This window comes from Bartonella sp. AP30XZML (assembly GCF_042195945.1).
In the GTDB taxonomy this organism is placed as follows: domain Bacteria; phylum Pseudomonadota; class Alphaproteobacteria; order Rhizobiales; family Rhizobiaceae; genus Bartonella.
This window is the reverse complement of record NZ_JBHIPJ010000109.1, coordinates 31,154-46,239: the sequence shown is the minus strand read 5'-3', so window position 1 is coordinate 46,239 and position 15,086 is coordinate 31,154. Positions and strand designations below refer to the sequence as shown.

The 15,086-nt window shown below is 38.2% G+C and carries 11 protein-coding genes; 6 read left to right on the top strand and 5 right to left on the bottom strand.

Going from position 1 to position 15,086, the window contains the following annotated elements:
* The first annotated feature begins 24 nt into the window (after positions 1 to 24).
* Positions 25 to 1,128 (top strand): redox-regulated ATPase YchF, encoded by a 1,104-nt coding sequence (gene ychF / locus ACFIL2_RS08090; protein ID WP_375634220.1) that lies wholly within the window; start codon positions 25 to 27, stop codon positions 1,126 to 1,128.
* A gap of 159 nt (positions 1,129 to 1,287) precedes the next feature.
* Here the strand turns inward: ychF and ACFIL2_RS08085 are convergent, their stop codons facing one another.
* From ACFIL2_RS08085 to petA, 4 genes are all read right to left on the bottom strand, one after another.
* A complete protein-coding gene (locus tag ACFIL2_RS08085; protein ID WP_375634222.1) occupies positions 1,288 to 1,728 on the bottom strand; it encodes a PRC-barrel domain-containing protein in 441 nt (146 codons plus the stop codon).
* 110 nt (positions 1,729 to 1,838) lie between these two features.
* The gene (locus tag ACFIL2_RS08080) at positions 1,839 to 2,735 is read right to left on the bottom strand and encodes a cytochrome c1 (RefSeq protein ID WP_375634224.1); all 897 of its coding nucleotides are present in this window, start codon (positions 2,733 to 2,735) and stop codon (positions 1,839 to 1,841) included.
* Entirely contained in the window at positions 2,729 to 3,985 is a 1,257-nt protein-coding gene (locus ACFIL2_RS08075; protein WP_375680252.1) for a cytochrome bc complex cytochrome b subunit, read from the bottom strand. The genes ACFIL2_RS08080 and ACFIL2_RS08075 overlap by 7 nt, the downstream gene beginning before the upstream one ends.
* Positions 3,986 to 3,989: 4 nt before the next feature.
* Positions 3,990 to 4,538, bottom strand: a complete 549-nt coding sequence (gene petA / locus ACFIL2_RS08070; protein WP_375634228.1) for a ubiquinol-cytochrome c reductase iron-sulfur subunit — start codon at positions 4,536 to 4,538, stop codon at positions 3,990 to 3,992.
* Positions 4,539 to 5,264: 726 nt separating this feature from the next.
* On the opposite strand from petA, the gene ACFIL2_RS08065 reads away from it, so the two are divergent.
* Positions 5,265 to 5,741 carry a tRNA (cytidine(34)-2'-O)-methyltransferase gene (locus ACFIL2_RS08065; protein WP_375634307.1) on the top strand — a complete coding sequence of 159 codons (477 nt, stop codon included), beginning with the start codon at positions 5,265 to 5,267 and terminating at the stop codon, positions 5,739 to 5,741.
* A gap of 485 nt (positions 5,742 to 6,226) precedes the next feature.
* Here the strand turns inward: ACFIL2_RS08065 and ACFIL2_RS08060 are convergent, their stop codons facing one another.
* A complete protein-coding gene (locus tag ACFIL2_RS08060) occupies positions 6,227 to 7,480 on the bottom strand; it encodes a CCA tRNA nucleotidyltransferase (RefSeq protein WP_375634230.1) in 1,254 nt (417 codons plus the stop codon).
* Positions 7,481 to 7,725: 245 nt separating this feature from the next.
* On the opposite strand from ACFIL2_RS08060, the gene ACFIL2_RS08055 reads away from it, so the two are divergent.
* Genes ACFIL2_RS08055 through ACFIL2_RS08040 form a run of 4 tightly spaced genes read left to right on the top strand, consistent with a single transcriptional unit; the run spans position 7,726 to position 14,557 of the window.
* Complete coding sequence (locus tag ACFIL2_RS08055; RefSeq protein WP_375680251.1) at positions 7,726 to 8,757, top strand: AAA family ATPase; 1,032 nt, start codon at positions 7,726 to 7,728, stop codon at positions 8,755 to 8,757.
* Entirely contained in the window at positions 8,758 to 9,669 is a 912-nt protein-coding gene (locus ACFIL2_RS08050) for a DUF58 domain-containing protein (protein WP_375680250.1), read from the top strand.
* Positions 9,666 to 12,464, top strand: coding sequence for a DUF4159 domain-containing protein (locus ACFIL2_RS08045; RefSeq protein WP_375680249.1), 2,799 nt, complete (start codon positions 9,666 to 9,668; stop codon positions 12,462 to 12,464). The genes ACFIL2_RS08050 and ACFIL2_RS08045 overlap by 4 nt, the downstream gene beginning before the upstream one ends.
* Positions 12,461 to 14,557: a glutamine amidotransferase gene (locus tag ACFIL2_RS08040; RefSeq protein ID WP_375680248.1), complete on the top strand. Its 2,097-nt coding sequence runs from the start codon at positions 12,461 to 12,463 to the stop codon at positions 14,555 to 14,557. Before ACFIL2_RS08045 ends, ACFIL2_RS08040 begins: the two co-directional genes overlap by 4 nt.
* The last annotated feature ends 529 nt before the right edge of the window (positions 14,558 to 15,086 follow it).

Here is a 15,086-nt window from a genome sequence, read left to right as displayed (position 1 = left end):
AATCAATAGAAAAGAAAGACTCTCATGGGCTTTAAATGCGGTATTGTCGGATTACCTAATGTCGGGAAATCAACTCTTTTTAATGCATTAACAAAAACAGCCACTGCACAGGCTGCCAATTATCCTTTTTGTACCATTGAACCCAATACCGGTGAAGTTGCTGTTCCAGATTTACGAATGGAAAAAATTGCATCAATCGCTGGTTCAAAAGAAATGATTCCTACACGCATTAACTTCGTCGATATTGCGGGGCTTGTGCGAGGAGCTTCAAAAGGTGAAGGTTTAGGAAACAAGTTTTTAGCCAATATTCGCGAAGTCGATGCCATTGTCCACGTTTTACGCTGTTTTCAAAATGAAGATATTACCCATGTAGAGGGACGTATTGATCCTGTTTGTGATGCGACAACGGTTGAAACCGAACTCATGCTTGCGGATCTTGAAAGTCTTGAGAGACGAATCATACAAATCCGTAAACGAGCAACCGGAAAAGACAAAGAAGCTCTCACAATTTTACCTATTATGGAAAAAGCATTAAACATACTGCAACAGGGAAACCCTGTCCGGTTATTACTCAAAGATATTTCTTCCGATGAACACCACATTCTTAAGAGTTTGAATCTTTTAACCTCCAAGCCTGTACTTTATGTTTGTAATGTAAGCGAAAATGACACCGCTCATGGAAATAGCTTTACCCAAACAGTTGAAAAAATGGCAACAGAGCAAAATGCGCAAAGCATTATCATCTCTGCTTCTATCGAAGCGGAAATTACACAACTGAGTGATGCTGAAGCATCAGAATATCTCAATGCTCTAGGACTCTTTGAACCGAGTCTCAATCGCCTCATTCGCGCTGGTTACCATTTACTTGATCTCATTACTTACTTCACCTGTGGGCCTAAGGAAACACGAGCATGGACAATTACGCGTGGTACAAAAGCTCCCCAAGCAGCTGGTGTTATTCATTCAGATTTTGAGCGCGGTTTCATTCGTGCCCAAACCATCAGCTATAATGACTATATTGCTTTGGGTGGAGAAAGCGGTGCAAAGGAAGCAGGAAAAGCCCGCGATGAAGGAAAGGAATACATTGTGCAAGATGGCGATATCATGTTATTTAAACATAATACTTAAATCTTCACTCTGTCTTAATAGTTTATCTTGAAAACTTTGGTAATAGCTCCTTGGAATCTTGTCGCAAAAATTCTCAAGAGTTTTTAGAACAAAAAAACTGTTGCTAGCATATGATTGTGATAGCAACAGCTTGATCCATTAAAGAATAGAAATATAAAATTAGCGTGTCCAACGCCCTTCGTATTTAAATGTTGGAGCGTTCTTTAAAGAATCTTTTGTCACATTTGTAATGAGTTTCCATTTACCATAATCATTTGTCATCTGGATTGTTTCTGGAGAAACGACCACATAACTCTCGCCTATGCCAAGAAAACCACCAACAGCAATAACAAATCCTGCAATATTATTTTCACGTAAAATAATATCTTTTACTTCACCAATATTTTCATCTTCTATATTATATACATTGGCGCCTATAAGACTGGAAGCAACAAAATCCGTTGCTAAAGGTGTCACATAACGCACAGACTTATCTATCCCTACCTGTACAATACCCGTCGAAGAGATCATTTCAGGTTTTGAAGGCACTTCAAAAGACTGAGCATAAGTACTAGAAACCATCAAAATTGACATAAGAGTAGTACATGCAATTTTTTTCATTTTAACATCTCCATTTTTACTTTGCTTTTACTTTATAAAACCTCAATGCATCATAAAAAGATTTGTTCCTTATGCTCTTTATACTCTATACTCTTTTGAGCCTTGTCGCTTTACCTTTTTCTCTTTATTTCGTCTTTTATTTCTTTCTCTAATTCTTCTTCTAAACCACACCAAATACGATTTTTTAAAATATAAACAAACCCTGCAAAAATGATTAAAAATAAAATAACACGAAAACCGGTTTTTTTACGAATTTCCATATGAGGATCGGCAGCCCACATCAAAAAAGCAGAAACATCGCGCGCATAATGTTCAATGATTTCTGGGGTCCCATCTTCATAAGAAACCATACCATCACTCAAAGGAGGAGCCATAGTTAAAGAATTACCGGCAATAAAATAAGGATTATACCAATAACCATTCGCAATTTTTATCTCCTTCGGTGCCTTCTGATATCCTGTTAAAAGAGCCGTAATATAATCTGGACCAGCTGTATCATAATGAGTCAATACATCAGTAATTAAAGCAGGAAACGGCAAAGATACCCCACGTGCACGTGCCATCAATGTCAAATCTGGAGGATAAGCACTATTCAAAATAAATCTTGCTTCTTCTTCATGTGAAAAGGGAGAAGGAAAATAATCCGTTGCAATCCCAGCACGTTTAAAAAATTTTCCTTCTCGATTAGGACCATCGCGCACTTCATATTGCTCCGCCAAAGCTTTGATCTGTTCTTGATCATACCCAAGATCTTTTAAATTGTGAAAAGCCACATATTTTAGCCCATGGCAGCTGGAACAAACTTGTCTATAAACCTTTAATCCGCGCCTCAATTGCGCCTTATTATAAAGCCCAAATGGACCTGAAAAACTCCATTCTTGTTTTTTAGGAACCTGTAAAGGAAAAGAAATAAATCCCTCTTCCTGATCAGAGGCATCACTCGCTAAACTCTGAGCAGAAAAACTCATAGCAACAATAACAACCAGCCCGACAAAAACATTTACCATAGTCTCTTTTTTTTCTGTTTTAAATCTTGCATAATTGAAGAAGGAAGAGAACAATTTTTTTCAAACGCTGGCAAAATCGGCAAAATAACCAAAAAAAATATAAAATAATAAACCGTAGCCAATTGTGTCCATAAAAGAATTTTGTCACTTATTTCTCTTGACCCCAACCAACCAAGAAAAACGATATCAATAACCAACGCCCAAAAGAAAATTTTATAAACAGGTCGATATCTTGCTGAACATATTTTAGAGCGGTCTAACCATGGCACAAAAATTAAAATGCAAATCGAACTGACGAATAAAACAAAACCAACAAAGTTTGAAGAGAAAATACCAATATCAAAAGTTATAGCACGAAGCATCGCATAAAAAGGCAAAAAATACCATTCTGGAACCACACGAAGAGGTGCCTTTAAAGGATCTGCCACACTATAATTTTCAGCCTGCCCCATATAATCGGGCATATAAAACAAAAACCAGGCAAAGAAGATGAGAAAAACAGTAATAGCAAAAATATCTTTGATAAGCGCATAAGGCGAAAATGGAACTGTTTCCTTATCTGATTGTATAGCAAGACCTGTTGGATTGCCTTGCCCAACACAATGAATTGCCCAAATATGCAGCCCCACAAAAAGAAGCAAAATAAATGATAAAACATAATGGAAAACATAAAAACGATTCAACGTTGGTTGTCCTACGACATAACCACCCAGAAGTGTCTCATGCAACCATATCCCCACCAAAGGTATCGTTTTTAAAAGCCCTGCAATCACTGAAGCCGCTGAAATAGACATCATCCCCCAAACAAGCACAGAACCAAAAAATGCTATTGCCATCATGATGATATAAATAAAAATACCTGTAACCCATACCATTTCTCGCATATTTTTATAAGAACCATAATAAAGTCCACGTGCCAAATGGATATAAACAGCAATTAAAAAAAACGAAGAGCCTACACAATGCCATGGACGAAAAAGCCAACCAAACTGCCCTTCACGCCGAAATCGTTCACTAGTTTCAAAAGCCAAATGAATATCCGGAACATAATGCATAGCCAAGACAATACCAGTCAAGAGCTGTGATAAAAGCATAATGGTTAAAATACCGCCAAATGTGTAAAAGTAATTAAGATTACGTGGAACAGGAAAAATCACAAATGCATTATAAAAAAAACGAGGAAGAGGAAAACGCTTATCAAACCAACGGACAAGAGCACTTTTAGGACAATAAGGAGGAAACCTTATCATGACTTTATCCTATTTTGAGCAAAGTATCAGAAAGAAATTGGTAAGGTGGAATAGTCAAATTATAGTTAGCTGGACCTGACCGCACTCTTCCAGCAGTATCATAAACAGACCCATGACAGGGGCACAACCATCCTCCAAATTTACCCGATTGCCCAAGTGTTACACAGCCTAGATGCGTACAAAGATTAATAACAATAAGCCAATTTTCACGTCCTTTACCTGCTGAACGCGCAAAATCTGTTGCTTCCTTTTCACCTTCAAGATTAGGATTGCGCGCTTGACGATCTTTTAGAAGTCTCAATTCAGTAGCGCGCGCATCAGCAATTTCTTTTGCCGTACGATTTCGAATAACAACAGGCTGTCCTCGCCACTTTACCGTTACCGACATCCCCTCTTCAATACTAGACAGATCAACCTCAACAGAGGAAGATGCCAAAACAGCTTCATCTGGACGCAACTGACGGATAAAAGGCCACACAACCGCTCCCATTCCAACTGCTCCTGCAACAGCTGTTACCAAAAACAGAAAATCCCGCCTCGTTTGCTCACCCATGGACTTAACTTAAAGAGACACTTTGCTAAAACATCCTTTTACCATACCCTCTCCCATTGTACAATGCTTGATCACTCCGTTACCTCAACCATAAAAACATCCCTGTAAAAAACTCCTGCCATTTGTATGGTTTATACAAAAAACTGTTTTATAATGATAATTCATCGTTTTACAGAGTGAATGAAATCCCTAAACACCGTAAGGTTTTTTCATTTCAAACCTATTCATATTAATCAATCAAAATTACTCCCCCGCCCGTGAAAATCAGAGATAGCATGTAAATAAACACTTCTAAAGAAAGAAACATAGTCTTGTTATGACCATATCTCAGTAAACAAGTTGAGCTTATCGGTTATTTCTTTAACACATTTACAGCATCTCTCCCTCCCTCAATTCCAACTGGTTGCATGAGTATTTTTTTCGCTTCTGTTTTTGCATAAAAAGCATATTTTGTTGATTTTAATTAAAATTGATGATCTAACCTCATTAAATATCCCACTTTTCAACATAATGAGCCAATTCATTTCATGGATTGCTCAATAAAATGAAGCCCCTAATAGGGAGCTTCTCTCTGATCCCAAACAGACCTGTATACATAACTTTTTCCCTGAAATTTAAAGGGAATAAAAATGAACCGTAAAAAACATGTATTTCTCAAAGCATATTTTTCGAATAAATTGTGGTGATTCTTTACAAAGTCGAAAGAAAAATCATATTACAGAGAACATGACACTTCATATAGCTCTTTTCCAACCTGATATTGCTGGTAATACTGGAACGATTTTACGTCTTAGCGCTTGCTTTGGTTTACATGTGCACATTATTGAACCTGCAGGCTTTAATCTGTCGGATCGTAATCTCAAACGCGCAGGATTGGATTATCTCGAATATGCTTCCTTAGAACGACACATTGATTGGCAACATTTTATAAGCTCCATGAAACACTTTAAACGCCGCCTGTTGCTTTTAAGTACAAAAGCAAAAACATGCTATACGCAGATATGCTATCAAAGAAATGATGTTTTACTTTTTGGTCGTGAAACAGCTGGCGTTCCCGATTATGTTCATGAAGCGGCCGATTACACATTGAAAATTCCCATGCAACCACAGGCACGCTCTCTAAATCTCGCCATGAGCGTAGCCATAACAACAGGAGAAGCATTACGCCAAATTGGTTATCATGAAAGAAACTGTAACCTATAAAAACATAAATTATCACGAAAAACAATAATACAACATATAAAGAATAGTTAGAGCGTATAATGCCTATTATTTTCCAACAATTAAGTGCTGATAAAATAAACATTTTTTAGTGCCTAGCACATCCATTTCATATCACCTCATATCACCACCTATGAATGATTAAATACTCCTCATAGTAAAAATCCAGTGAACATCCCCCTCTTTATGGTCATACAAGGTGCAAACCGCTATCACTATTCTCTTTATTCGTTCTCATTTTCGAGAATCCTTATCTTTGAGATGATTCATAAGAGACATTTTTCCTCTCTGTAATCATTTTTCCTCACTTGTGGCGTGTAAGGCAATAACTTTGATTGGTGTAATATGAACAGGTTTGAAATAACCTTACAATATTGTGAACTCTTATTTCACATGAATAATGATTATTATAAATTAATATGTTGACTTAAAAAATATAAACAACAGTGAGTTTATAAACAGAAATATTATAAATCAATTTTTTCTAATAGTGCATGACGATCCATTAAAAATCCGCTTTCAATCCATATCATTTCTAGCTCTTTAAGCTTTTTTCCTAAAAGTACACCTTTCGTAAAACCTTTCTTTATTAAATCGTTACCATTAATAGGAAAAGTTGGAATTTGCCATTTTTTGGCAAATTGATAAAGCTTGACATAACCCTCTGCTTTTTGCAAAGCATCACTTTTTTCCAGATGATCAAGATGTGATGCAGCGACAGACAACGATAATTGATCTAAAACTGGCTGTCGTCCATGAAAATAAATCAGTTTTTGCACAAAATGATCAGAACAGTTTTGGTTTATTATTTCTAACTCTGCCCATTCTTTTAATCGCGTTGTTTCCTTAAGAGAAAAACGCAAGCGCTGTGCCATTTCATGAAGACGCATGGGATCAGGAGGAAGAAGGCTTTCTAGCCGTAACAATGGATCAACTTTCCAACCAAGAGCCTGTTCTGTCTTCACCAATGCGTGAATTGCATCAATACCCCATCGTTCTGTTTCAGGAAAAATGAGTGGCAAAATTCTGCTTTGTCGCATCCATAAAAGAGCACGCGTTGGATCAAACGCAGCAAGAAGCTTTTTCATTTCTGCCCAAATACGTTCAGAAGAAAGCTTTTTTAAACCGTGTTTTAAACGAACACATGCCTTCAATCCTTGCACATCAGGTCGCCCTGCTCCATACCACGCAAAAAAGCGAAAAAACCGTAAAATACGCAAATAATCTTCGCCAATACGATCTTCTGCAACCCCAATAAAACGAACTGTTCGGCTAGCAATATCACTCAAACCTCCCACATCATCATAAAGGTTGCCAGCAGCATCACAATAAAGCGCATTTATCGTAAAATCTCGCCGTTCAGCATCTTTTTTCCAATCACGACCAAATGCCACTTTTGCATGACGACCATCTGTTTCAATATCGCAGCGAAGCGTTGTAACCTCATAAGAACATGAATGAGCAACTACTGTTATTGTACCAAAAGCAATCCCTGTAGGAATAGCTTTAAATCCTGCTTCTTCTACACGTGCAATAACCTGTTGCGGCAAACAGGTTGTTGCAATATCAATATCACTAATAGGCTGCCCTAGCAGTTGATTGCGCACTGCTCCCCCTACAATACGCGCCTCTTCCCCCTCCACAGACAAAACACGAAGAAGTGTTTGGATATCACTTTGTTGTAACCACGCAACCTGTTTGAAGTTCTGTCTTATACTCACCCTTTAACCTTTCAAAAATTGTCTTCATTGCTTTAAAAAACTCTCTTCATAAAACAATTTTTTTAAGACATCCCTTATAAAGCACGTCTATTTCTTCCAAAGAAACTTTTCTCTTCTTATATACGAATATAAAAAAACGGCATATGATACTTCATTTCTTCTCATTTTCTGTTACAAACAATAAGATATCCATTATCATGCAGAGAAAATTACCATTTTTGCGACAAACGCCTTAAGGAAGAAATATGAGTCAACATGATCCATCATCCAATTCTATAAAAAAGGTCAATATCAATCATGAAGCTCAAGTCATTATTGATGATATTGATACGGCACACAAAGAATTGGATATTTTACAAAAAGAAATTGACAAAGTTATTTTTGGGCAAAATCAGGTAATCGAATATGCTTTAATCGCTATTTTCGCTGGTGGTCACGCCCTTCTTGTCGGTGCTCCAGGACTTGCAAAAACACGTCTTGTTGAAACATTGGGAACAGTCTTAGGGCTTGATGAAAAACGCATCCAATTCACTCCTGACTTAATGCCATCGGATATTATTGGTTCTGAAATTATGGATTCCGATAAAGACGGTAAACGTTCTTTTCGATACATTCAAGGTCCTATTTTCACGCAACTTCTCATGGCCGATGAAATCAATCGTGCTTCCCCACGGACACAGTCAGCCCTTTTACAAGCTATGCAAGAATATCATGTTACTGTTGCAGGTAACCGTTATGATTTGCCACAACCTTTTCATGTTCTTGCAACGCAAAATCCTCTCGAACAAGAAGGGACATATCCACTTCCTGAAGCACAACTGGATCGCTTTTTGATGCAAATCGATATTGACTATCCTGACCTTACAACAGAACGACGGATTATTTTAGAAACAACAAAAGAAAAAAAATCAAATGCAAAACCAATTTTATCCGGCAAAAAATTGCAAAAAATTCAAAATATCGTTCGCAAAATGCCTCTTTCAGAAAATGTGATTGAAGCTATTTTAAAAATTGTCCGCTCATCTCGCCCTCATAAAGACAATAGCCTTGCTAATACTTATGTTTCTTGGGGACCTGGTCCACGGGCATCACAAGCCCTTTCACTTTGTGTTCGCGCTCGTGCTCTTTATTATGGACGCTTAGCTCCTTCACTTGATGATGTTGAAGCATTGGCCTATCCCGTATTACAACACCGCATGGCTCTTAATTTTTCTGCCCGTGCTGAAAATATAACCGTAAAAGATATTATCAATAACCTTGTGAAAGATGCTCTTTGAATGGCTCTTGGCAAAAAAGTTTTACAAAAGCCTCCATTGTCGCTGGCAAATGAACTGCATAAGGATACTGGCAAAATGCCATATTTCCTTTTACAAGCGCGTCATATCGCTAATACATTGATCACCGGGTGGCATAGACAACGTAAAAGCGGTAATGGGGAAAACTTTTGGCAATTTCGTCCCTATATGGAAGGAGAATCCATTACCCGCATTGATTGGCGTCGCTCAGCGCGTGATGAAAATACGTATCTCCGTGAACACGAATGGCAAACGACACAAACCGTTTGGCTTTGTCCTGATCAGAGCGCATCAATGCATTACTGTTCGCGCTTTTCTAAAATCTCTAAAGGTAATCATGCCACTATTCTTACCCTTACCTTGGCATCCCTTCTTGCACGCAGTGGCGAACATATTGCTATTCCCAACTTAATGTCCCCCACAATGACATCCAATGTCGTAGAACGAATAGCCTTTGCTTTAGAAAATCATTCAGATGAAAATTTATTTCCGGATTTTTCAACGATTACACGCTTTTCACATGTCATTATAATGAGTGATTTTCTCGACTATCCTGAAAAAATCATCCAACATTTAACCGTTTTAACTACAAAACAGGTGACAGCTCATTTAATTGAAATTTCTGATCCCGCAGAAGAAAGCTTTCCCTACACAGGTCACACAGAATTTTTGGATCCTGAAACGAAAGAGAAACATGTTTCCACTAAAGCAGAAGATCTTTGTAAGAACTATTGTAAACTATATCACGCAAGGCGACAAGAATTGGTAAATTTTTGCGCACGCCAAGGATGGTCTTATCACGTTAGTACAACAGATCAACCTTTAACAGAGACCATTTTTCATCTTGCAAATACAATGAGCGACTCTCCATTGCAAAAAAGGAGGGCACTTTGAGTTTTGCTGCTCCCTTTCTGTTACTAGGGCTTTTGTTCCTACCGGTCATTTGGTGGCTGTTGCGGATAACTCCTCCATCTCCGCGTAAAGAGCTTTTTCCTCCTTTTCGCTTCTTACCCAAACCAACTCATCAACAAGAAACAGCAAAACATACACCTTGGTGGTTGCTCTTGTTGCGTTTAACCATAGCGGCACTTGTTATCATAGCTCTAGCACGCCCCACTTGGAATCAAAAACCAATAAGCTTTTCCGGGTCTCAACCCCTTGCACTCATTATTGATAATGGTTGGGTTTCTGTAAAAGAATGGAAACAGCGCATCTCTATCGCTGAAATGCTCCTTGCACAGGCAGAAAAACAGCAAAAAAATATTTATCTTGTTGCAACGGCTGAAAATAATATCTCCAATATAGAGCCCCAACCAGCCAAGATTATAAAACAGCATTTAATGCATTTGCAACCGCGTCCTTGGCCTGTCAACCGCGTGCATGCCTTCAAAAAACTCAGCAAAATAACCAAAGGAAAACCTCTTGATATTGCTTATTTAAGTGATGGATTACAAACAAATGAAGATGAGCAAGCTTTTGCTCTTCTTGAAGAATTAAAACCTAGAAACTTCTTGTGGTATTTGACTGATATTTCCGATTTAACCGGCATAACATCCATAGAAAATAACAATGGAAACATGGGCGCGCGTATTATCCGCTCAACAACACACAGTAACACTCCCGCTATACTCAGCCTCTACGATTCAAATAATCAACTTCTCGGACAATTTACGAACAATTTCTCTGAAGGAGAAACAACAGCACTTGTTCCTTTTAATGTACCACTTGAACTACGCAATGATATCGCTTGGATAAAAATAAACAATCAAAACCATGCTGCTGCAACCTTCTTGGTAGACAGCCATAACAGGATAAGCCGTGTTGCTCTTCTCTCACCCGATACCAATGAAATGGCACAGCCTTTACTTGCTCCATTTTATTACATTATCAAAGCCTTACAAGGTCATACACAGCTTATAACAGCCGGTGGAAGAGAACTTTCAACGGATATTGATCATTTGCTTAAACAAAATCCATCTGTTTTGATTATGGGTGACATTGTTAACATACCCCCAAAAGCAGAAAAAAAACTTTCTGATTTTGTGAATAAAGGGGGAACACTCATCCGCTTTGCAGGAGAAAAACTCAGTAGCGCAGAACATTACGATAACCTTCTTCCGATACCACTACGCCCAGGTCAACGTTCCCTTGGAAGTATTATGTCTTGGACAAAACCACAAAAGCTTGCCCCTTTTGCAAAAAATAGCTTTTTCTTTGGTCTTCCCTTTCCAGGAGATGTTACTGTCTCGCGCCAAATCCTCGCAGAACCAACCCCAGATCTTTTTGAAAAAACGTGGCTTAGCCTTTCGGATGGAACTCCTCTTATTACCGCAGCAAAACGTGGTAAAGGAACCCTCATTCTCATTCATGTTGCTCCTGACCCAACATGGTCTAACCTTCCTCTTTCTGGCTTTTTTGCACAAATGCTGCAAAAATTAATCACATTAGGTTCTAACGAAAACACAAACCTAACACACAGAGAAAAAAGAACAGTGGTACAAAACCCTTGGCGAACTATAGCCGTTGACGGACAATTACAAGTACCACCCTCTGATGTTGTTCCTTTGATCTTTGACTCTCAAAATCCACCCCATCCTTCCTACCATACTCCCCCAGGACTTTATGGTGTCAAAAACGATTTTTATGCACTCAATCTCTTAACTCATTCGTCGCACTTGATGAAACAATCATCATTGCCAACTTCTCTTAATAAAAAACCTTTATCTTACGATACAAAAGAAAAAAATCTTATCGGCCCACTTTTAGGATTAGCCATCTTATTATTCGCCTTTGACAATTTTCTCATTTTATGGATAGGAGATATTTTTTCTTTCATGAAACGGCGTAATATGTTTCTCGTCCCCTTTATAAGTCTTATTGCCTTGTTTTCATATGATCCAACTCTTCATGCACAAACGAAAGAAAATCAATATGATAGTGTACAAGCTGCTGGTGCAACACATCTTGCCTATGTTATAACCAATAATCATGAAATTGATACAACGAGTAAAAGTGGTCTAGAAGCATTAAGTCAATTTATCGCAGAGCGCACAATGCTTACCCTCGGCTCTGTTACAGCACTTGATCTCGATAAAGATGAACTCTCTTTTTATCCTCTTATTTACTGGCCAATTGATGTTAAGAGTCCTATACCAACCCCCAAAAGCCTTGAAAAAATAAATAACTTTATGAAACATGGGGGAACAATTTTATTTGACACGCGCGATCAGATAAAGAGCAATCTTAATCTTGAAGGAGATGCTACTCCAGAAACGCAAAGATTACGAGATATCTTAAAAGAGTTAAATATTCCATCCATTGAGCCAGCATCAACGGATCATGTTGTTGCACGTTCTTTTTATATTATGCCAGATTTTCCTGGTCTCTACCGTGGTTCACCTTTATGGATTGAATCCTCATCAACAAACAAAAAAAATAAAAATTCCCTTGCCAGCGGCGATAATGTAAGTTCTCTTCTCATTACTGCCAATAACTTTGCTGGTGCTTGGGCACTCGATAAAAAAGGGTCATGGAAATATCCCCTTGTTCCCAATGATCCAATGCAACGTCTATGGGCATTTCGTGCAGGTTTAAATATTGTCCTTTATGTTCTTACAGGAAACTATAAAGCGGATCAAGTTCATGTTCCAGCACTCTTGGAACGCTTTAAAAGAGAAAGAAGGCAATGATATCATTTTTCACTTTTCAGCCTTTTTTACCACTCATTTGGATTCTGTTCTTAAGTGGAATATCGATTCTTTTTGTCGTTGTTGGTCTTGTTACGCAACGGCAAGGTTCTTTATTTCGTCTGATGGCATTAAGCGCCCTCATCCTTGCTTTGCTCAATCCAATGATCATAAAAGAACAGCGTGAACCACTGAAAAGCACAGTAGGAATTGTTATTGACCGCAGCAAAAGCCAAACATTTGGAACACGTACAAACGACAGTGATGAAGCGCGCGCGCAATTAACTCAAGCATTGGCGCATTATCCACAATTTGAACCACGCTTTATTGAAGCTGGAAAACTTGCTGATAATCAGTATGCGCCCTCAACGAATTTGTTTGAGGCTTTAACACAAGCAGTATCTGATGTACCGCTCTCTCGTTATGCAGGAACCATTTTTATCACCGATGGTCAAGTGCATGACATTCCTGACCTATCAGACCTTCATCATGAAGCACCTCTCAATGCCCTGATTACAGGGCACTCAGATGAATTTGATCGCCAAATCAAGTTTATTTCTCCTCCACGCTTTGCCCTTGTCAACAAACCACAAACGCTCTCCATTTTGGTAGAAGATAAAGTCCCCGCCAAAAAAACAATACCACAGAAAGCAAATATTACACTAAGCGTCAATGGACAAGACATTGGCCATTATTCTGTGACTCCTGGCGTGATTTTTCAAACTGAAATTAGCCTTCCTCATGCTGAAAAAAATATTATCCAAGTTATAACTGATCCACACAAAGGTGAACTAAGCTTTAAAAACAACCGCGCCATAACAATTATTGAAGGAATCAGAGAAAATTTACGCGTTCTTCTTATTTCAGGTGCTCCTTATAATGGAGAACGGACATGGCGAGACCTTTTGAAAGGTGACTCTAATATTGATCTTGTTCACTTTACTATTTTGCGTCCCCCCACCAAAGCAGATAATACGCCCTCAAGCCAATTATCCTTAGTGGTCTTTCCCACAAGAAAACTCTTTGTTGAAGAAATTAATAACTTTGATCTCATCATCCTTGATGGCTACCAGCACTCTACTGTTCTCCCCTTAATCTACTATGATTATATCGCCCAATATGTACAAAAGGGTGGTGCATTGCTGATGGTAACAGGACCTGAATTTACCCAAAAAAACTCACTTGCGAAAACACCTTTAATAAGCATTTTACCGGCATTGCCCAATGGAACTATTATTGAAAAACCTTTTCGCCCCACATTAACCAAAGAAGGTGAGCGCCATCCTGTCACAAGGGGTCTTGCAACACTTAACCTTCCCGCTTCTCAATGGGGGCAGTGGTTGCGACAAATTGCTATTCAAAACATAAATAACGGAATCGCCCTCATGAAAGGAGCCGATGAACAACCACTTTTACTTCTCTCGCATGTTGATAAAGGACGTGTAGGCATGTTGCTCTCTGATGAAAGTTGGCTTTGGGCACGAGGTTTCGAAGGCGGTGGTCCTTATGCTGCTCTTTATCGTCGTATTGCCCATTGGCTCATGAAAGAACCAGAACTTGAGGAAGAAAAATTAAGTGCGACCAGCAGCCATCATCATTTAACAATTCGCCGCCAAACTCTAAAAGACCATCCAGAACCCGCTGAAATAATCTTTCCCTCTGGAAAAAAAGAAAATATTACTCTGACCAAAGAGCAAGAAGGCCTTTTTACTGCAACTGTGACCACTGATGAGACAGGAATTTTTACCATTAAAAATGGCGGTTTAACAATACTTTCTTCTGTAGGGATGCTCGATAATCTTGAGTTGTTTGACTTGATTTCAACACAAGAAAAACTAGCCCCCATTATTAAGCACACTGGTGGCTACATCGGACGTTTACACCCTGAAGGAAAAGAAAACATTCATCTTCCTCCATTTAAGCTGATTCAATCAAAAACAAGTCCGTCCTCTTCCCCAGCACATTCAATTGTTCTGAAAGAAGCAACAGAAACCCGTTTAATCAATACCTTTTATTTTTCGATATTTTCTGGTTTTTTTGCACTGCTTGCTTACCTTTTACTGTTGAGCAGCATGTGGTATTATGAAGGCCGTTAAAAAGTCTGAGATTTCGTATAATAGTTTTAAAATTCAGCTTATCTTTTTACGTATCTACTTGTCTTTTGTAATTAGATAACGTATTGATTTATAACTCAAAATACAGTGGAATTCTCCTTATTTCTAATATCCTCATATTAAAACAATAAAAAACATTCTCTTGCGTATTATTAGAAGAGATGCTGTATGGATAGAAACCATTGAAGAAAAGAGTGAAATACCTCTTATGAATCCTCTTAAAGCAAAGCAAGGATTTTCATAAAATTGGGGGAAAATAGTATGATGTTTTTTATTTGCACCTTGTATAAGTGTAGAGATGGTAGTGTACAGTAAGCCCTATATAGTTCACAGAAGCTTTCCATTATAATATCGAGTACCGTCGTGAAGTTAGCTCAAACGCATTGAGAAATGTTTTTTTACAAATATGTGAATCTACAACACAATGATATTTTATTAGGGATATTCTATTTGGAACATTCCGCTTGAGACGTTCTTTTTTGCAAGCTAATTTTCATTTTACAATCTTTCT